This window comes from Streptomyces sp. NPDC003379 (assembly GCF_053589195.1).
On record NZ_JBSFRK010000008.1, the window covers coordinates 144069 to 162464 of the forward strand.

An 18396-nucleotide genomic window follows, 5' to 3' on the forward strand; every position below is an offset into this window, starting at 1 on the left:
GGATGGAAGGGACAGGGCGAGGAACGCGATCGTGGGCGGTCACGCGGGCACCTGCCTCGGCGGACGCGGCAGCGCCACCGCAGCGGCCGCGGCGACGGCCTGGAGCCCGGCCGCGACGACCAGCGCCGTGGCGTAGCCGTTCGCGGGACCCGCCGCCGCGTTGCGGGCCAGCACCAGGCCGAGCAGGGCGACACCCAGCGCGGCGGCCACCTCGCGTGCCGCGGTGAGCAGTGCCGCGACCGTGCCGGAGTCCCGTTCGGCGACGGTGTCGAGCGGGTGTGCCGTCAGCGGCGCGGTGCAGGCCGCCCCGACGCCCAGCAGCACCATGCCGGGCACCCGCGACAGCAGGTCGGGCGCATGGGCCGTGCCCGCGAGCGCCAGAAACCCGCAGCCACCCGTCAGGCAGCCCGCCACGACCGTCGCACGTACCCCGAACCGCTTTGTCATCGGCGCCACGGCAGGCGCGGCGACCACCACCGCGATCGCGATGACGACCAGCGGCAGACTCGCCGCCACAGGCCCTTGTGCGAGCGCGCCCTGATGGACCATCGGGGTGAAGTAGACGGCCCCGCTGACTCCGATCCCCCAGGGCAGCAGGACCGCGACCGAACCGAGCACGGCCCGGTTCCGTACGATCCTGCGGGGGATCAGTGGCGTCGCGCTGCGCAGGTCGTGGCGCACCAGCATCGTCAGCGCGGCCACGCCTGCTGCCGCCGACAGCCAGGACCAGCCGTGTCCAAGTCCCACGATGCCTGCCATCAGCGCCGTGCTCGCGGCGACCGCGAGCAGCGCGGAACCGACGGGGACCGGAGTGTGGGCCTGCTCGGGCCTGTCGTGCGCCGGCCTGCCGAGCAGAATCGCCGCGGCGGCCAGCGGCGGCAGGTGGGCCAGGAAGATCCATGACCAGTGGCCGTGCTGGGTGAGCACACCGCCGAGCCACGGCCCCAGGGCAAGTGCCGCGGCCAGGGCCGCGGTCCAGACCGCAGCACCCAACGCGCGGTGACGTGCCGGGAGTTGAGTACGCAGCAGCCGCAGAGCGCCGGGTACCACGACCGCGGCACCCGCGCCCTGCCCCACCCGTGCGGCCATGAGGGTGGCAGCGTCGGACGCCAGCGCCGCGGCCAGCGACGCCGAGGCGAAGAGAACCAGCCCTGCCCGCAGTCCTGCCGGTCCCCAGCGGTCGAGCAGCGCTCCCGTAGCCGGAAGCAGTCCGGCGAAGGTCAGCATGTAGGCGATGCCGAGCCACTGGGCGCCGGCGATCCCCAGACCGAGTTCGGCCTGAATGGATGTCAGGGTCGCTACGAGAAGCGTGTTGTCCGCGGTGGCCACGAACGCGACCAGTGCGATGACGGCCAGCGGGCGGCTGGAGGACGGGCGAGCGCGGGACAGTCGGGCAGTCATGGCGACACCGGAAGGGCCAGCGAGCCCGGAGAACCCGCGGGGAAGGCGATCGAACCGGACCGGTTGTTCAGGTCGGCGTACAGCAGATCCTGGCCGTCGACGACCAGGGTGATCCGGTCACCCGCAGGGAAGTCGTACGCGGTCGGCTGGAAGCGGAACTCCACGGTCCGGCGGGCGCCCGCGGTGGCGCCCTCCCAGCTGGCCGGGGCATGCCCGATCATGCGGCCGACACCATTGCCGTCCACGGCCATCAGGTAGGCGACCAGTGTGCCTTGGCCCGCACTGGGCACCACGTCGAGGGAGAGCCTCGGTGCGCCGCGTAGCCGGGTGGTCGTCATGGCGGCGGACCCGTGCCACACCCCGGCGGCCGAGCGGTCCACCAGCGGCAACAGGGTGGTCGGCGGATCGCCCGTGAGAGCCTCCAGCGAATAGGTCGCCAAGGGGACGCCGACCGCGGCCATCGTGTCGCGGCCCAGGTCGATGGTGTGCGCCGGTCCGGCGGCCGGCCGGGCGGCGAGGACACCGTCGTTACCGCCGCCGAGGTGCAGCTTCCGCGCGGGCAGGGTCGCCGACGCCCGGTCCGGATAGTGTTCCTCGGCCCGCTCCGGGCCGGGCCGCGGACGTATGACGACCCCTTGGCGCGGCCCCGGGCCGGTGCCCGCGACATGCGCGTCGAACCAGTGGTACACCGAGTCCCAGATCACCGAGCCCAGCCCCAGCAGGCCGGGAACCTCCACGGAGGCGTGGTCGCCGGGCTGCAGTTCGATGCGCTTGGGCCCGCTCAAGGCATCGAAGAGATCCAGTAGCGGACCGGGAGGGAACACCGTCTCGCTCCACGCCTGTCCGAGCAGGACGGCCGTGCCGTTGTCGTTGATGCGGTCGACCACGCCGATCGGGGAGCGCTCCTGCGCCCAGCGCATCAGCTCCTCCTCCGGCACGAGGCCGGGATCGATGAACCCGCGCAACATCCGGTCGGCGTCGGCGGTCAGGCTGCCGTTGCTGATCCCGGACCGGTACAGGGCCAGGCCGACCATACGGGCGCGGGTGTCACCGAGGATCAGTGAGGACAACAGGCCCGACCAGCCGCTGAGGGCTGCGACCGCGTCGATCCGCGGGTCGGCCGCGGCGCCGAGCAGGGAGACACCACCACCGTAGGAAGTGCCCACCACGCCGATGCGCTCAGGGTCGGCGGTGGTGGCGCCCAGCGCCCAGTCGATGACCGCGGACAGATCGGCGACATCCCCGGAACCGGCGACCTCGACACGGCCGGTCGAGCCGCCGAAGCCTCGCTCGGAGTAGGAGATCGCGACGTACCCGCGCTCGGCCAGCCTGGCCGCGACCTGCATGCCGTACAGCGCGTTGCCACCCCAAGGCGACGGGATCAGGACCAGCGGGTGCGGCCCCCGCGACCGCGGCTGCACTACGACCGAGCGCAGCGTCACACCCTTATGCCCGGGGACGTCTACGACACGAGTATCGAAGCCTCCTTCCGCCCTCGCGACGGGAGTTCCCAGTGAAGTGCTGACGGCCACGAGGACAGGCAGCAGAAACAGCACGAAGAGCCGCCGCATTTACCTTTGCCACCTCTTCCGGGAATGCGCACAGTTGGTAGCCGGCCGGTCCGTAGGCCGGGACGCGCGCGGCGCCCCGGCCGATGGCTCCGGCCGACGGCTCCGGTCAGACCGGGCAGGTGTTGCGGTACTCGACGAACGTGGGGTCCGGCGCGGGCGGCGGACAGAGGAACCGGGCGTACCGGGTGTCCTCGTCGACGAATCGCTTCAGCCACGACACCACGAACCGCGTCACCGTCGGGGTGTAGGAATTGGTCGTGAAGTGATCCGCGTTGCGCAGCTCCAGGTACGCCTTCTCGGCCGGGCTCCTCAGGTTCTGGTAGATCGGCTCGGCGTGACCCGCCGGCGAGGCGATCGCGTCACCGTCGGCACCGATGATCAGCGTCTCCGCCCGCACATTCGGGAACTCCTTGGTGGTGTGCCACGGCGCCAGCGGAATCGCCGCCTTCAGCGAAGGCCGCTTGTTCGCCGCGGCAAGCGTGCCGCCGCCACCCATCGAGTGGCCCATCACGGCGGTCCGGTCGGGGTCGATCCGGCCGCGGACGGGCGAAGACTCCACCATCCAGTCCAGCGCCGCGAGCAGTTGGTCACCACGAGGGTCAGGGAAGTCGCTGACCACGATGGGTTCCAGGGTGAGGACCACGAACCCGTGAGAGGCCAGCGTCGACCCGTACCAGATCTGGGTGAACTCCGGCTCCATGAAACCTGGAATCACCGCGACCGCACCGAAGGTGCCCTGGCTGGTGTCGGTCGGGTAGTGCAGCGTGCCCTTGTTGAAGCCACGGCCGAACTCCCCCTGCACGACCGTCGTGGCCGTGGCGAACGGCCCCCGCTCGGCCCGCACCGACTGCTCGGTCGGGTCGGGCCCCTTGGCGAAATCACGCGCGGAGATACTCGCGGCCGACACGTGCTCGGTGGCGAGAGCCTGCGGGCCGACCAGCGTGGCGGCACTCGTCGCCACTGCGGCGGCAAAGACCGCAAGTCTCGAAACGACTCTACGGCGCACGTCGAACTCCTCAACGCTCGGCGGAAAATGCGGAGTTCGAAAATTAAGTGACCGTTACGGCGTTGAGAACGGAGCTCGGAAAAGATCGCCGACCAGTGCCACGACCACCGGAGCGGACTGTCACGCTCGTGAGCGTCTTACCCGTATCCGAGCACCTGGGTCCGGGTTGCCTGGGTGTGGGTTGCCTGGGCCTGGCACTCGGCTGCGCCATGGCATGAAGGGGGTCTGACCGAGGAAGGCCCAAGATCCTCGAAGAGCGCGTCCTGCGGCTCCGTCGGTGCCGCGCGAGCTCTCGTGGACTTCGGTGATCTTCTCGGTCGGCTCCAGGTCACGGACCCCGGCCGAGGGCCGATAGTACCGTTGCGGCGGGCGTAGAAGGCGGTTCTGGAGACCTTGAGCATTTCACACGCGCGTTTGACGTTGTGGTTGCTCTGCTTCTTCGCCTCGACGAGCGGGTGCACGGTCACCGGGTCTCCATCGCGAACTCGAGGAGTTCGGCAGCCGCCATGCCCGCGGCCGCTTTGCGCGCAAGGATCTCCCCACACGTCGCGTCATCGGATAGACGTCGGCTCCCAGCAGCGCGGAGTTCGAAGGCGAACCGCGAGGCAACGTCACACACACGCCCCCCGAGTATCGCGGTGCCGGGGAGCCTCATCGACGCTGGTCAGCGCCGCCAGCTGGACAACTTCACGGCGAGGGCACCGAGGGGCATCCTGAGCGTGGCGCCTTTGCACGGGTGCCTGGGTAGGGGTCAGCTCGGCTGGTCCCCGGTGCGTCGTCCCGCGCGGGCAGCCCTTCTCGGTGCCCTGGTACGGTGCCGTCGGCGCCCGCTCCGAGAGTGACGATATGGCCGGGGTGGGTGTCAAGGCACAAGCTCACGCGGCCACGGTGGCGCCGCGGCCCTGCGGGGGTATCTCGCTGTGAGCGGACAAGCGCCAGTTTCGCTCACATCCGCAGGGCCGCGGACGTCACTCAGGTCGATCCGCAGGCGCGTAGGGCCCGCCAGGTCGCCTGGCCGGTCTGCCCATCGATGACCAGGCCGTGATCCCGTTGGAACCGGACCAGCGCATCGCGCGTTCTCAGATCGAACACCCCGTCAATGGGCCCGGGATCGTAGCCGCAGCGGTCGAGCAGGCATTCCAGCTCCTTGACCGCCCTGCCCTGGTCTCCCGGCTTGAGTGACACGGGCGGCCCGTTGTAGTAGCCGCAGCCCACGTCACTGGCGGTGGCTGGGGCTGGGGCTGACGGATGGGGCTGTGACGCGGCTGTCTGGACCGTCGCGGCGGTCAGGCCCGCTGTCAGCAGAGCAGCGGCGACCGCGGTGGCCGCCCTTCGGCCGTGGCTTGCCAGGTTCCCTCGCACCAGCTCCACTCCTCTTCCTCAGCGGTCCCGCAGCTCGCGCCACGTGTTGGGTCCGATCGCGCCGTCCTGGGTGAGTCCGCGGCTGCGCTGGAACCTGATGGTGGCGTTGTGGGTGTTGGTGCCGAAGTCACCGTCGATCCCTGAGGGTCCGACGCTGAAGCCCCAATAGACCAAGAGGCATTGGGCCTCGCGCACCGTGTTCCCTGTGCTTCCGCGCCGGATGGTGCGCGGCGTCACCGCGTCGTCGTAGCCGCAGTACAGCGCGAGAACCGATGCGTCCTGGTCGGCTATGTCCTGAACGGTATTCGCCGGGGCACCGGTTCGGGCTGCCGCGGGGGACGCCGTCGTGGCGAGGCCGGCGCCCGCCAAGGTCGCTGTGACGATCAGGGTTGCCGCCGTGCGGCGCAAGGACTTCATCGAGTGCATCTCCTTCGTCTTGGTCGGTCGGGTCGCTCGCCCCGGCCGTGCGGTTCGGCTGGCCGGGAGCACACTTGTCGGCGTCGAGGCCCAATCCGTAAGTTGAGCCCGGAGCCGTGAGTCGCGCACGGATCGGGGGTGGAGCGTGGTTCGCCGTCCGTGCCCGTCCAAGTCTGGTCAGATCTACCTCCGATCGGTACGTCTGTGCGCCTGGGCGCAAAAACCCTGTTCGGAGGTGGGCGAGTGCTACGGATCCACTTCACCGGCGAGGACCTGACGCGCCTCGTGTTCATGGGAGAACCAGATCCGCTGTGGGAGGTGTCGATCAGCCTGCACCGGCTGCAGCGCCGCGACGCGGGCGTTCTTTTCGGACCTTGGAGAACCCGCGTCCTGCCCAGAGTTCCGGCGGGCACACGGATGCTGTCCTTCCTCGCCCCCGCCCGCGGATACTGCGTGGACTTCCTGACCCCGACCCTGGCCCGGGGCGCGAGTCTGGCGGATCAGGCAGAGGACCTGCGAGCAACACCCACCACCGTTGTCCGCAACGATCTGCAGGAGTTCCGCCGACAGCATCCGGCAGTGCGGTTCCCCTCCTGGTCGTCCCGCCTGGCCGAGGGCGGGACGGAGGCCATGGACCGCCTGGCCCGAGCGGCGACCGACTACTTCGACGCGTGTCTGGCGCCCTACTGGGAGCACGTCAGAGGTGCGGTGGCGCAGGACCGGTTGCGGCGCACGACGCTGCTTGCGAAAGGGGGCTTGGAGGCGGCCCTGAGCACCCTGCATCCGTCGGCCCGCTGGAGGTATCCCGTACTGGAGCTGGACTACCCTGTCGATCGAGACCTCCATCTGCAGGGGCGCGGTCTCGTACTCCAGCCGTCCTTCTTCTGCCGTTACAGCCCCACCGGCCTGTACGACCCTGACCGGCCGCCCGTCCTCGTCTACCCCATCACGCACCAACCGGGCTGGACACACTCCAACCGTGCCGCCCCGGCCCCGGCGGCCCCTCTGATAGACCTGCTCGGCGGGGTACGAGCCCGACTACTACAGGCCACCGCAGACGGCACCGCGACGACCGGGGAACTCGCCCGCCTCGTAGGCACCACCCCGTCCAACGCCAGCCGCCACCTATCCGCCCTCCGCGAGGCCGCGCTCGTCTACAGTGGACGACACCGCAACACGACCCTGTACACCATCACCCCCCTCGGCATCGCCCTCCTCAACGGGCGGCAGCCCCACCTAACCGCCTGACGGATCTGCCCAACGAACGGCCCTGCCACGCATGCGGTGGTAATGGGCCGTGCTGCTGTCCAAGGAAGTTGTGGTGGCGGAAGAGGGCGAAGCCTGCGCGGCCGTGGCTCCGGCGCAACGTTCCCGGTCCCCGAACGCCCTGCGTGACCTTTTGGTTTCTCTGCCGATGCCGCGCTTCGCGGGACGGATTGTGCTCGCCGTGAACGTTTCCCCCTGGCCGCAACAACTAGCTACCGAGCCACTGCAATCCTCCCGCCCACTGCACCTACTGATCAGAAGAACCGCTCCTGGACAGCGCCGCACTCGCCGACCGCGGGCCAGCAGTCACTGATGAGGGCCTCCCCGCACCGGTATTCCGGCTTCACTGGCGCACGCGGGGGCCGCCTCTTGGCTTCGGTCGGTGTAGCCGTGTTATGCGGCTTTGGGGCCGCAGCGCATGCCGATGTACACGCATCCGGTGCCGTCCTGCAGCGTGGAGAAGATCACGGGCATGTGGCCCTCGCTGAACGCCGCGCCCACCCCTGTACCGGCGAAGACCGTTTCTGTCACCGGTATCAGTTCGATCTCCAGAGGTTCGGAGAAGTCCTTCATGCCGTCGACGAATTCGTACGTCATGTGTCCCTCTCCATCCCGTTCGGTCACGGAGATGATTACGCCCTCGCGTCGGTATGTGCCGACGAGCGGCGCGAAGTCGACCACGGGAGGCTTGGCCGGCGGGGTGAAGGCGTCCGGCATCGTCACCCCGGCCAGTTCTGCGAGGAGTTCCCGGTAGAGCGCCGCGTACAGCTCGCGCGCACCGCCGCCGTTGGTGAGCAGCGCGACCGCGACGCCCGCCGACGGGACGACGCGCAGATAGGCGTACTGCCCGATGGAGGCGCCGTCGTGGCCGTAGCCCTGGATGCCGTTCCAGTCGTAGAGGGTCCAGCCCAGGCCCCAGCCGTCGGCGCTGACCGACCACTTGTCGGGAGAGTCCACGACCCGGTGTTGCATCAGCGCGACGGTCTCCTCGGAGAGTACCCGGGCACCGTCCCGCGCCACTCCGCCCGCGAGGTGCATCTGTGCGAGCCGCGCGAGGTCTCCGGCGGTGGCGATGACCCGGCCGTAGGGGCCTGCTGAGCGCGGCATCAAGTCCCAGGACGGCGCCGGGTCGGGGTCCTGGCCCGGCTCGCCCAGGTGGCTCATCGCTGCGCGGAACCGCAGGGCCTGCTCGGGCAGGGTCATGGTGTGGTCCAGGCCCAGCGGGGTGAGGAGCAGGTCCTTCAGTGCCTCGTCCCAGACCTTGCCGGTCAGTACCTCGATGATGCGGCCGAGCACGTTGTACCCGATGCTGCTGTACGAGAGTGCCTCGCCGGGCGGGCAGTCCAGTGGTACGTCCTTGGCGGCCTCGACGTATGTGGCGAGGCAGTCGTCGCCGCGTCCGCTGTCATAGGTGAAGTCGCAGGTGAGGCCGCTGGTGTGGCTGAGCAGTCGGCGTGTGGTGATTGCTTTGGTCAGTTCGGAGTCGGCGGTTGAGAACTGCGGGAGTACGTCTGTGACGGGTGCGTCCAGGTCCAGTCGGCCCGCATCGGCGAGTTGCATGATCAGGGTGGCGGTGTAGACCTTGGCGATCGAGCCCATCTGGAAGACGGAGTCGGTTGTCGCCTCGACGTTCGTTCCGCGGTGGAGTATGCCGCTGGCCAGTTCATGGATGGTCCCGTTGGTGAGGATCGCCAGTGAGGCCGCTGGGACGTGGTGCTTGGCGCGCAGGGCGTCGAGCCGGGACTGCCAGTGGGCGAGGTCCAGATTCCGGCCCGCCGAATTGCGGGTTCCCCACTCGCCCTTGGCGTGCCAGTTGCCCTGCTCGTCCCAGTTCACGTTTTTCGACATGCTTACCCCTGTCCAGTGCGTACGTCGTCCTCCAGTTGCACACACCGTACGCATCTTGGAACGCCGTGCGCAAGTGGCGTACGGTGCGCCTCACCCTGAGGGAGCAATTACTGCCGCCGCGGTGCTTCCGCCGGGTCACCGGTTGGGTGAAGGACACGTGGCCGCAGCGCGAGAGACGACGTGTGGAACCGGCGCCCGATCAGTGTCCTGATCCAGGCCAGGGTCCAGGTCTGGTCCGGCCAGGCCGTGCGCGACCGGCCCCGCGGCCTGGCCAACTCCTGCTCCAGCACTGCGAACAGGGCCTCACTCAGGTTGGGACGCGCGGCCGGTCCCCGGGAACGAAGTGCCTGCGAGCCGCCGTGCTGCCAGGAACGGCGCCACCGCTGCACCGACCGCACACTGACCCGCAGTTGCTTCGCCACCACCCGGAACTGATTTGCCGTCAGGCCCGGGAGTGCCGAGTTCATTGGACGCCCGTCGCGCCTGTCGTCATTCGTTTGACGACCGACGACCGACGCCCTGTCGTGCGGCCGCAGCAGGCCACCGGTCGCCTCCTCGTAGTCCCGCTACAACATATGGCGGGCGAAGAAGGTCCCCACCCGGCGCCGCACTTCAGCGAGTGTCACAACCGGGTCGCCGGTGCCGATGAGCGTGGCACGCGCTGCCGCTGTCACCAGGCCGGCGCTCTGGAGCCGTGCGACGAGCGAGCCGTAGTCGGTAAACGCCCAGTGGTTCGCGTCGGCGAGCAGCACGCGGCGGCCGGGAAGGCGTGCCCAGGAGGATTCGATACGGGCGGCGCCCTCGAATCCGTCGGTGCGGAACAGCAGCAGCGGCCGGTGGGCTTCGACCGGCGTCGGGTACAGGTCGAGGTGGCCCTCCAGGTTCGCGACCGCGCCGACCCGGCGGTCGTGGTGGGCTGCGTACACCGCCGCCGTGCCGCCTGCGGAGTGCCCGTACAACCCGATCCGGCAGAGGTCCATGACCGGTGCGAGCGGCAGATCGCTGAGCCGGTCCAGAACCAGGCGGAGGTCCGCGATCCGGGTGTCGATCATCGTGCGGAAGGTCGCCGGGTCCGGCGGTCCGATCAGGACGGTCGTTCGCATCCCGGTCGGCAGTTCCACCTGAGAAGCATCACCGGGGTGGTCGACGAGGACGACCACCCGGCCGTGGCTCGCCAGGTCCTCGGCGAGGGTCGTGCCGAGCGTGCGGGAGTCACCGCCGCCGGGTGAGTACACCAGTACCGGCCGCCGCCCGGGCAGCGGCGGCGCCCCCACGTACCCGTGGGTGAGGACTGCGCCCCAGTTCACCGCTCCCGGCTCCGGCAGTCCCGGATGAACGTGCGGCGCGTACTCGGCGAACACCCCGGCCTCGTCCGGGGTGAGCTGCGGGGCCCGGGAGAAGCCGCGTACCGATCGGGCCGGGTACAGGACGGTCAGCATCAGCTCCCGCACGCCCCCCACCCACGGGTCGGTACGGGCCGGGTCCGTCAGATGGACCGTCTGCATGCCTACCGGGTACGGGCCGGCGGGCGCGGGCAGGCGGAGGAACGGGCCGCCGGCGGAGGCGGACGCAGCCGTGGGCAGCAGGGCGGCGGCACTCCCGAATAGGGTGCCTTTCAGAAGAGTGCGTCGAGAAGTCATACGAACATCCTTGGGGCGTGGGCCGTAACGGTGCGAAGGTTCAGGCCCTGGCCGAAAGGCTGGCCCAGGACGAGGAGTTGTGAGGGTGCTGCGAATCCAACTCACCGCGCAGGACTACGCCCGGATCCGCTTCGCACCCCGCCCGGCGCCGCTCCAGGAGCTGCACGCCGCCCTGACGACAGCCGTGGCCCAGCATGGCGGGCCGCTGTTCGCGTCGTGGCGCGGCCGTGTCCTGCGCTCCCTCCCGGCCGCAATCGACCCGCTCGCCGACCTGGTTCCGGCGGGCCGCCCGCCCTCCTTCCTCGACGTCCTCGGCGACACCATGGCCGACGGCTTCGAACAGATCCGCGCCACCAGCCCCGGTCTCGTCCGCTCCGAGCTGGAGCGGGTCTACGGGGCGGCGCCCGCCCCTCGCTGGATCCGCGGCCTGCACGCGGGCGACGAGACGGCCTGGCGCACCCTGCACCGCGCCCAGCAAGCCGCGTACGAGAAGGTCCTCGCCCCGGTCTGGTCCGTCGTACAGGAGCTGCACCGCGAGGAGTTCACCCGCTACGCCCTGACGGTCGCCGAGCACGGCGTGGCCGCCACGCTGACCGGCCTGGCCCCGGGCAGCCGACTCCACGAGGATGTGTGGGAATGGCCCGGCGCAGCGCCGGACCGCGACGTCTGCCTCGAGGGGCGCGGCCTGGTTCTGCTGCCCACCTTCCACCACCCGGCGGGCCCACTTCTTCAGGACACCCCGGGCCATCCCGCAGTCCTGACGTACCCAGCCGGTCCCGGGCTCCCGCCCACTGCGGGGCGCCCGGTCGTCGTCGCCGAGACTCTGGCCGCCGTCCTGGGCCGCACCCGGCTGGACGCCCTGCGCCTCCTCGCCGAGCCTCACACCACGACGTCCCTGGCCCGCGCCCTCCACGTCAGCAACGCGACGGCCTCGTCCCACGCGGCGGCGCTCAGATCGGCAGGCATGGCGACGACGACCCGCACAGGCCGCTCGGTCACCCACCAGCGCACGGCCCTCGGCACGCTGGTTGCGGGCGACTGACCGCCGTAGTTCCCCACAAGACAGACAGAGTGGGTCGGCCCGTCGCCACCGGCGACGGCCGTCCACCCGCCCTGGCGGGGCAGGCTGCCGTGCTCGGGGACTCGGCCTGACCGCACCGCCCCCGGCCTCGCCCGGTCAGGCCGCGGTCCTGAAGCCCTCGGCGCGTAGGGCCTGGTCGCGGAGCCAGGTCCTCCGGGTCGATCTCCCAGCACTCCTCAAGGAGCTGGCGGACGATCTCCGCGATGTCCAGGGCGTTGTGGAAGATCACCGCTTCTCTGAACAACGATCGGGCCTCCGCTCAGGAGGACTGGCTGAGGGGAGAGGCCGTTCCCCGCCCCCCTCGCCTGTCAGTAGACGCCGTGCTGCTTGAGCCAGTCGTCGTCGAGGAACGCGTTGAACTCCACCTGCCGCACGGGCCCGGCCGGCGATCCCGGGGCCGTCGTATCCCCCACCGGCGCCGTCCACGGCGTCAAGGACCTGGACGAACGCGCGCCACTCCCCACCCGACATGGTGTGCAGGGTCAGCGCATCCCGTGCGTGCCCGGCGGTGTCCGGCTGTGCCGACTACTGTCCCGCTTCCCGGGGCCGCCGCTTGCGCGGCACCGATTCCAGAACGAGGTCGTAGGAATAGCCGACGAGGTCCTTCACCGTCCCTGTGGTGATGCCCTGACCCGCACTCACGGAGATCCAGTGCCGTTTGTCGAGGTATCGCCCCGGAGCGACGCATTCGTGCTCCTGTTGCAGGGACCGCGCGCGGTCAGGCTCGGCCTTGACGGTGATGATCTGCTCGTCGGGGTCGTCCGTGACGATCAGGAACACCTTCCCCGCCACCTTGTAGACGTCCAGTTTCTCGGTGAACGGGCGACCGTTGCTGACACCGGGCAGATTCCCCGCGGTACTGCGCGCAACGTCCTGGAGCCGCTTTCCGGTGATCGTCATCGTCGCGCAGCCTGGGAACGGGTGCCGTACGTTTCCGGATCGACCGGCTGGTTCGATCGGGGAAGGTTGCCGACCACGAGCCGGTAGGACTCGGTGACGAGCTCCTCGACCAGCTTCTTGTCGATCGAGTCGCCGGCCTCCAGCGTGATCCAGTGCTTCTTGTTCATGTGGTAGCCGGGGGTGACGTCGGCATGCGTCTCGCGCAGGGCCTCACCCTCACCCGGCTCCGACTTCAGGATCACGACCGGTTTGCCCGGCACGCTGGTCATCAGCATGAACACCTTGCCGTGCACCTTGAAGACCTCCCAGTCCGGGCCGAAGGGATGCTCCAGCTGGGCTCCGGGAAATCCCTCCGCACAACCGGCGGCGAACGTCTGCAGGGTCGCTCCGTTCATGAGCGTCTTCCTTCCTGGGGGAGGCGAGGGGCGGGGAGACCGACCAAGGACAGTGGACGGCGCGCCACGTGATCGCGGCGGTACACCCCCCATCCTTTCCCCGAAGCGGGCAAAACGGGCAGTAAACTGCGGACACGTGATGGTCGCCAAGCGACACCCCGGGCGTTCTCCAGGAGTCGGACGCAGCGGGCAGGCCGCAGTTCCGCTGTACGGTTTCCAGCCCCCGGTCGGTACTCCGTACGGCCTTGAGGTGAGTACCGTCGAGGACTTCTTTGCCGAGCACGACGACTGGCCGTGGAATCCGCCGGGCACTGCCCGCGGTCCGTTCATCCCGTTCGAGCCGGATGTGCTGCCGTCCGGCACAGCCCACCTGCTGGCCCCGCTCACCGAGCACGGGGCCCCTGCCGTTCTCAGCCCGGACCCCGATGACGCGGCCTGGCTGCGGCAGACGGCGCTCCAGCTCCTGGACGAGCACCGCGCTCTGGGGCGCCGCCGCCTCGATGTCCACCACGCCCTGCGGCGCAGCCTGCTCGAGTCGCTGCTGCTGCGCCTTGCCCACTCCCCGGACCTCACCCCTACCGGCGCGGCGGCCAGTGGCGCGGGCCGTGGGGACACGTACGCACGGTTCCTGGACGCCCTGGGGCTGCACTTCCGGGAATCGCACCGGGCCGTGGACTATGCCGGGCTGCTCGACTGTTCGGTTCGCACCCTCAGCCGCGCGCCCCGGGACGCCACCGGCAAGGGGGTGCGTGAGGTCATCGACGAGCGGAGGCTGCTCGAAGCCCGGCGCCTGCTGGGAGGTGCCGGTTGGGACGCCCGGGCTGTAGCCATCCATCTCGGCTTCACTGATCCCGCGAACTTCGGCCGCTTCTTCCGTAGCCACACCGGTCTCACTAACCGGCCGCCTTCGCGGCCCGCGAAACAAAGACCGGCATGTGAGGCGGGCGCGGCACAAGCCCGCACCTACGCTGTCGGGGCTGTCGGCGACCTGGCCGGGGGTGCCGGTGGCGGTGATGCGTCCGCCGTGCACGCCACCACCGGGGCCGAGGTCGATCACGAGGTCGGCGTTGGCGATCGTGTCGAGATCGTGCTCGATGAAGACGACGGTGGCCCCGTTGTCGACCAGGCGTTGCAGCACACCGAGCAGGACGCGGACGTCGAGCGGGTACAGGCCGACGCTGGGTTCGTCCCCGCACGAACAAGGCGTCGTGCTGGTCGCGGTCGAGTTCGGTGGCGAGCTTGAGTCACTGCGCCTCACCGCCGGGCAGGGCGGGAGCGGCCTCGCCGAGCGTTGCGCCGCCTGAGTGAGGCGGCGCAGGGTGCGAGTGGACAGCGCCTCCGGGTGTGGGTCTGGACGACCTGGTCGACAAACTCGCCGCGCACTACAGTCGGCCACCTGAGAGCGGTGTACAGGGGTGTACAGGGTGGTGGTGCTGATATGCGCATGCCGCAGAATCGACTGCACCTCCACCAGGGTGAGATTCGGGTCGCGGGCCATCCTGGTGGCCGCGGTGTGCCTCGCATCATGGAGAGTCCAGTAGTCCAGTTCATGCCCAGATGCTCGTGCTCGGTTGCCCGCTGGAGAATACGGCGGGCCGCCCAGTAGGTCAGCGGCCGTACCCGGCCACGGCGCGTGCACCAGGCCGGCTCGCCGTCACCGGGTAACCCGACCTCGTCAAGCCAGACACTGCGCCGTGGGCGCTGTGCCCGTCCACTACCGAGGCCGACATCGTGCGCGAGTGGCTGACGTGGGCGTCGGTCGGGATGGAGCGGATGGTCTTCACAAGGCTGGACGACGCCTACCGGCCCTCGGCGGGGGGCTGGCAGGAATACAAGGTCGCGAGACAGCGGGGCGGACGGCCACCCGGACAGTGGCCGCCCGAGCGCTGTCACAAGCTGAGGTAGAAGCGCACGGTCGTGCCGTCGTCGCCCGTGTGCACGCGCACCAGGTCGGCCACCTCGTGGACCAGCATCAGGCCCCGGCCGCCCAGCTGGCCGCGCTCCGGTGGGCGGCGGCCGGCCAGCGGATCGGCCATCCGGCCCGCATCGCGGACCTCACACACCAGCTGCCCCTGCTCGGCCCAGACCGCGAGTGCCCCGCGGCCTCCGCCGTGGACCACGCTGTTGGTCGTCAGCTCCGCGACCGCCAGCTCCACATCCATCAGCCGCTCCCCGGCCAGGCCCAGCCGCATCGCCTGAACGAGAGCGAACTGGCGGACCGCCGGAAGGTCCTCATCACCGTAGGAGAAGGCGGCGGCGTCCGGTGCAGGCGGCGCGAGCGCCTGGTTGTACCGATCGACGACCGCCTGCCAGTCGTAGACGTCGCTGACCGACTCACGTCCATCCCCGCTGATGACGGTCGGGTGGGTGATCTTCGCATCAGCAATGATCTCCGGGTCCAGCCGCACCTCGTCGTAGGGGCACAGGATCGTCACTGCCCGGCCCTCGAACGCGGCGTTGATCAGCGCCTCGTGCTGCGCGCACGCCGGGTACTCCACCGCGCTACGTTCGGCCCAGATCGGCTCGCCGATGATCCGCACACGCCCCTTCGGGTGGGCGTCGGCGAACCCGCGCAACACCTTGGGGATGATCCTCCCCGGGTTGCGGCCGACCTCGGTCATGTCCAGGAACAGGATGCCCTCGGCGTCCCCGCCCAGACCTACCTTGATCAGCTCCAGATTGGGGCCGGGCACCGCCACGGCCATCGGCTCGCCGTTGGTCAGGCCCTCGCGCAGGAAGGCCACCGTCTGCCGCGTGTACTCCTGCTCGGTGCGGTAGAAAAGGGCAGGGTGCACGAACGCCTCGTGGGTGGTCACCGTGCTCATCACAGAGCCACCTCGATCCGGTCCAGGCCCGGCCAGAACATCTCCAAAACCCGCGGCAGCTGCGGCGGGGGATTCTCGACCACAACCCTCCCGTCGGGCAGCTTCATGGCGGTGACCGCCAGCGCGGTCACCCCGGCCACGTCGACGAACGCCACATCCGACAGCTCCACGTACGACACACCCGCGTGCTGCCGGGCCAACTCGGACAGGGCCTGCTCCCAAGACGGGCGAGTGAGGGCGCTGATCTCACCGCGGGCTCGGATCCCGGAACGACCGGGCAACGGGCTCACCTCCAACGCGGCCCTCCCAGGCTTCGCCGGGGCGGGCCCACCCACCACATGTGGGGCATCCACGCTCCAACTCCTTCACAACAAGCCGCCTGCCGACCGTCCCGGCACGGCCAGAGGAAAAGCTCCTCGGACGGGGGCAGTGTATCCAGGTGACAGACACGCCTGGTTCTGTAGGTGGGAGCGAGCATTATCGAGGTTTCGGACAGTGCTCGGGGAGCGCGGAGCCCGCACATGTCGATGGAGAACCAGCAACGTTCGAGGGGACGGGACGTTGACGTCGGCCGCAACAGGCCTTGAGGTGTGAGTGTCACGGGCGAGGCGACGCGCGGTCGGTGACGACGCCGCCCGCCGACGGGCGTTGAGCCGGACACGTGTGAGGGCCCGGGCTGTCATGGCAGCACCCGGGGCTTCGTGCGTCGTTCCCGGTGCGATGAGCAGATCTTCACTGGGGTGCTTCTATGCGCGCCCTGCGACCCGTGTTGCGCAGCCGTCCACGTCGGCGTGGGGATACGTTGCTCGCTGCCACGCTAAGCGGATGTCGATCTCACAAGTCCCAAGCGGTACACAGGGCGGCGACCTGATGGCCACCGTCACCGCGCGGCAGCTCACCGAGGCGAGAGTTTGGCATCAGCAGGGCACACGCCTACCGGCTCATCCGCTTCGCGCGCACGCCCGCAGCCCTCACGGCCGGGGTTGCGGCAGCGGGCGTGTGGTCTCCCGACGAAGAGCCATCGGCAACCGTCTCCTTGACTTCGGCGTGCCTGAGCGGACGTTTCGTGAAGTCCATGGAGAGGCTGATGCTCTCGCTGCCGAGGTCACTCGGCGGTCGCGGAAGGCGCACCAGGAGGGCCCGGTCGACTCCGACGCCGTAGAGATGATCGTCCGCTGACAGGCACCTTTCCTGGCAGATGTTCTTGACCGTTTGACAGGTGAGTCCGACCGGTCATAGCAAGTGGGGAGCCGAGGCCACTTCTCGGAGAGGGCTCGGACGAGGCGGGCGCGGTTCTGGACGCAGTGCACCGGGCCCTCAATCGTCACGGACAGCCGGCCTTCCGCCTCGCGCAGGACGACGTCGGCGGGCGCCCGGGGGCCGCTGTCCTTCCGCATCTGGGCGGCGCGGCGGCGAACGTCGGAGGCGACGGCGCGGGCGTGGCCGGTGAGCTGGAGCGCGATGCTCGTAGTCGCGTTCAGCCAGCGCTTTCGGGCCGCCGGTCCACGCCAGGACGGCCTTCACCAGGCACTCGGACTGTTCGCGATCGAGCGGGAGCTCCATCTCGATCAGGCCGTCGGGGTCGTACAGGATCGTGTGCGTGCTGGTGTGCATGGCGGGCCTCGCTGCTGGGACGTCCTCGCGCGGGTGGCCGACGCTCGCCGCTGGGGGTCCTCGCCGCTGTCGGCGCGGTCGTCCTGGTCCTCGGTCCGCGCGGGCGAGCAGGGCCGGGCGGGGCCGGGCCGGGCAGGGGGACTCGGCGGATCGTGCTTCATCCCCACGAAGCCCCGGGGTCAAGGCCCGCGCCTCCTGCCACGCCCCGGCCATAAACTCCCCCTCCCCCATCGCCATCGTCCCAACAAACTCAGGACAGTGGGTTTGCGACCCCCCGATGGAAACCCATATACCCTATATGTGGGGGTATCCAGCTATATCGAGCGGCTAGGAGACTGGCCTCCGCCCGCACCGTCCATTGCTGGGCCGGGGAAGAACGGGCCGCTCATCCGGGGCCCGGCCGACACAGGGGGCTCAGGCCGCAAATGCCGTGGTGGGTGGCGGCGCCCTGTGGACGCTGGTTGGGCATCGCTGTCCCCACGCCGCTCGCCAGTGAGGAGAGACCTATGACGCAAGGACTGGTCGTGATGCCCGGCGAAGGAGAACGCGTCGGAACCGACACCATCAATCTGATCTTCAAAGTCACCGGCGCGCATGCACAGCACGCTTCGGTGTACGAGAACATCGTCGTTCCCGGCTTCGATGTGGGCGCGCACCTGCACGACCGGATCGAGGAGTGCTTCTACATCCTGGAGGGCGAGCTCGAGGTGTTCGCCTTCGAGCCGCAGCACCGTACCGGCGAGGACTGGGGCGCCTGGCAGGCCGAAGACGGGCAGCGCCCGGTCCGGGCCGGCACCGGAGCCTGCGTCTACGTTCCGCCGGGATGCCCGCACGCCTTCCGCAACACCGGCGACGCCCCCGCCCGCTTCCTGGGGATCACCTCCCCGCCGCCCGAGCACGAGCTCTACCTCAAGGAAGTGGCGGGCATGTTCGCCAGGGGCGGCGACGTCAGCCAGGAAGAGATCATCCGGGTGCGGGAGGCATACGACACCCACCAGCTCACCCCTCTGAAAGCCCCCTCGTGAGCACCGCAGCCCGCCTCCCGACGGACCACGTCTACCGCTGAATAC

General features: G+C 69.9%; 14 protein-coding genes and 3 pseudogenes. 4 read left to right on the top strand and 13 right to left on the bottom strand.

Annotated elements, in window-relative coordinates; genetic code table 11:
• Positions 1-39 precede the first annotated feature (39 nt).
• From ACWDVB_RS10240 to ACWDVB_RS10260, 5 genes are all read right to left on the bottom strand, one after another.
• Positions 40-1401: an MFS transporter gene (locus ACWDVB_RS10240; RefSeq protein WP_451514334.1), complete on the bottom strand. Its 1362-nt coding sequence runs from the start codon at positions 1399-1401 to the stop codon at positions 40-42.
• Entirely contained in the window at positions 1398-2843 is a 1446-nt protein-coding gene (locus tag ACWDVB_RS10245; protein WP_451514333.1) for a CocE/NonD family hydrolase, read from the bottom strand. Before ACWDVB_RS10245 ends, ACWDVB_RS10240 begins: the two co-directional genes overlap by 4 nt.
• Before the next feature lie 235 nt (positions 2844-3078).
• Positions 3079-3978: an alpha/beta hydrolase family protein gene (locus ACWDVB_RS10250; protein ID WP_451514332.1), complete on the bottom strand. Its 900-nt coding sequence runs from the start codon at positions 3976-3978 to the stop codon at positions 3079-3081.
• 972 nt (positions 3979-4950) lie between these two features.
• Entirely contained in the window at positions 4951-5163 is a 213-nt protein-coding gene (locus ACWDVB_RS10255) for a peptidoglycan-binding domain-containing protein (protein ID WP_451514331.1), read from the bottom strand.
• A 195-nt stretch (positions 5164-5358) separates the two neighbouring features.
• Positions 5359-5757, bottom strand: coding sequence for a peptidoglycan-binding domain-containing protein (locus ACWDVB_RS10260; RefSeq protein ID WP_451514330.1), 399 nt, complete (start codon positions 5755-5757; stop codon positions 5359-5361).
• A gap of 243 nt (positions 5758-6000) precedes the next feature.
• Here ACWDVB_RS10260 and ACWDVB_RS10265 point away from each other — a divergent pair, with 243 nt between their 5' ends.
• Positions 6001-7005 (top strand): helix-turn-helix domain-containing protein, encoded by a 1005-nt coding sequence (locus tag ACWDVB_RS10265; RefSeq protein ID WP_451514329.1) that lies wholly within the window; start codon positions 6001-6003, stop codon positions 7003-7005.
• Between the two features lie 411 nt (positions 7006-7416).
• Here the strand turns inward: ACWDVB_RS10265 and ACWDVB_RS10270 are convergent, their stop codons facing one another.
• The 3 genes and pseudogenes from ACWDVB_RS10270 to ACWDVB_RS10280 form a co-directional block, all read right to left on the bottom strand.
• On the bottom strand, positions 7417-8871 hold the full coding sequence (locus tag ACWDVB_RS10270; RefSeq protein WP_451514328.1) for a serine hydrolase domain-containing protein: 1455 nt from the start codon (positions 8869-8871) through the stop codon (positions 7417-7419).
• Between the two features lie 175 nt (positions 8872-9046).
• Positions 9047-9296: pseudogene (locus ACWDVB_RS10275) on the bottom strand (helix-turn-helix domain-containing protein); the annotation flags it as partial.
• Positions 9297-9437: 141 nt separating this feature from the next.
• Complete coding sequence (locus ACWDVB_RS10280) at positions 9438-10511, bottom strand: alpha/beta hydrolase family protein (protein ID WP_451514327.1); 1074 nt, start codon at positions 10509-10511, stop codon at positions 9438-9440.
• 85 nt (positions 10512-10596) lie between these two features.
• Between ACWDVB_RS10280 and ACWDVB_RS10285 the strand changes: the two genes are divergently transcribed.
• Positions 10597-11553, top strand: coding sequence for an ArsR/SmtB family transcription factor (locus ACWDVB_RS10285; protein ID WP_451514326.1), 957 nt, complete (start codon positions 10597-10599; stop codon positions 11551-11553).
• Between the two features lie 564 nt (positions 11554-12117).
• On the opposite strand, the gene ACWDVB_RS10290 is transcribed toward ACWDVB_RS10285, so the two are convergent.
• Together ACWDVB_RS10290 and ACWDVB_RS10295 are read right to left on the bottom strand one after the other, a co-directional pair.
• Complete coding sequence (locus tag ACWDVB_RS10290) at positions 12118-12492, bottom strand: MmcQ/YjbR family DNA-binding protein (protein WP_451514325.1); 375 nt, start codon at positions 12490-12492, stop codon at positions 12118-12120.
• Positions 12489-12887: an MmcQ/YjbR family DNA-binding protein gene (locus ACWDVB_RS10295; protein WP_451514324.1), complete on the bottom strand. Its 399-nt coding sequence runs from the start codon at positions 12885-12887 to the stop codon at positions 12489-12491. Before ACWDVB_RS10295 ends, ACWDVB_RS10290 begins: the two co-directional genes overlap by 4 nt.
• Before the next feature lie 136 nt (positions 12888-13023).
• Between ACWDVB_RS10295 and ACWDVB_RS10300 the strand changes: the two are divergent.
• Positions 13024-13826, top strand: a pseudogene (locus ACWDVB_RS10300) (helix-turn-helix domain-containing protein).
• Between the two features lie 950 nt (positions 13827-14776).
• Here ACWDVB_RS10300 and ACWDVB_RS10305 read toward each other — a convergent pair.
• The 3 genes and pseudogenes from ACWDVB_RS10305 to ACWDVB_RS10315 form a co-directional block, all read right to left on the bottom strand.
• On the bottom strand, positions 14777-15712 hold the full coding sequence (locus tag ACWDVB_RS10305) for an anti-sigma factor RsbA family regulatory protein (protein WP_451514323.1): 936 nt from the start codon (positions 15710-15712) through the stop codon (positions 14777-14779).
• Positions 15712-16002 carry an STAS domain-containing protein gene (locus ACWDVB_RS10310; protein ID WP_451514438.1) on the bottom strand — a complete coding sequence of 97 codons (291 nt, stop codon included), beginning with the start codon at positions 16000-16002 and terminating at the stop codon, positions 15712-15714. The genes ACWDVB_RS10305 and ACWDVB_RS10310 overlap by 1 nt, the downstream gene beginning before the upstream one ends.
• Before the next feature lie 957 nt (positions 16003-16959).
• A pseudogene (locus ACWDVB_RS10315) lies at positions 16960-17326 on the bottom strand (DUF6415 family natural product biosynthesis protein); the annotation flags it as partial.
• 506 nt (positions 17327-17832) lie between these two features.
• Here ACWDVB_RS10315 and ACWDVB_RS10320 point away from each other — a divergent pair.
• Complete coding sequence (locus tag ACWDVB_RS10320; protein WP_451514322.1) at positions 17833-18351, top strand: cupin domain-containing protein; 519 nt, start codon at positions 17833-17835, stop codon at positions 18349-18351.
• The last annotated feature ends 45 nt before the right edge of the window (positions 18352-18396 follow it).

Bases quoted from the DNA above. Each gene is read 5' to 3' on its own strand.
- ACWDVB_RS10305 (WP_451514323.1), bottom strand. From the start codon at position 15,712: ATGAGCACGGTGACCACCCACGAGGCGTTCGTGCACCCTGCCCTTTTC.
- ACWDVB_RS10290 (WP_451514325.1), bottom strand. From the start codon at position 12,492: ATGACGATCACCGGAAAGCGGCTCCAGGACGTTGCGCGCAGTACCGCG.
- ACWDVB_RS10260 (WP_451514330.1), bottom strand. From the start codon at position 5,757: ATGAAGTCCTTGCGCCGCACGGCGGCAACCCTGATCGTCACAGCGACC.
- ACWDVB_RS10295 (WP_451514324.1), bottom strand. From the start codon at position 12,887: ATGAACGGAGCGACCCTGCAGACGTTCGCCGCCGGTTGTGCGGAGGGA.
- ACWDVB_RS10240 (WP_451514334.1), bottom strand. From the start codon at position 1,401: ATGACTGCCCGACTGTCCCGCGCTCGCCCGTCCTCCAGCCGCCCGCTG.
- ACWDVB_RS10270 (WP_451514328.1), bottom strand. From the start codon at position 8,871: ATGTCGAAAAACGTGAACTGGGACGAGCAGGGCAACTGGCACGCCAAG.
- ACWDVB_RS10280 (WP_451514327.1), bottom strand. From the start codon at position 10,511: ATGACTTCTCGACGCACTCTTCTGAAAGGCACCCTATTCGGGAGTGCC.
- ACWDVB_RS10320 (WP_451514322.1), top strand. From the start codon at position 17,833: ATGACGCAAGGACTGGTCGTGATGCCCGGCGAAGGAGAACGCGTCGGA.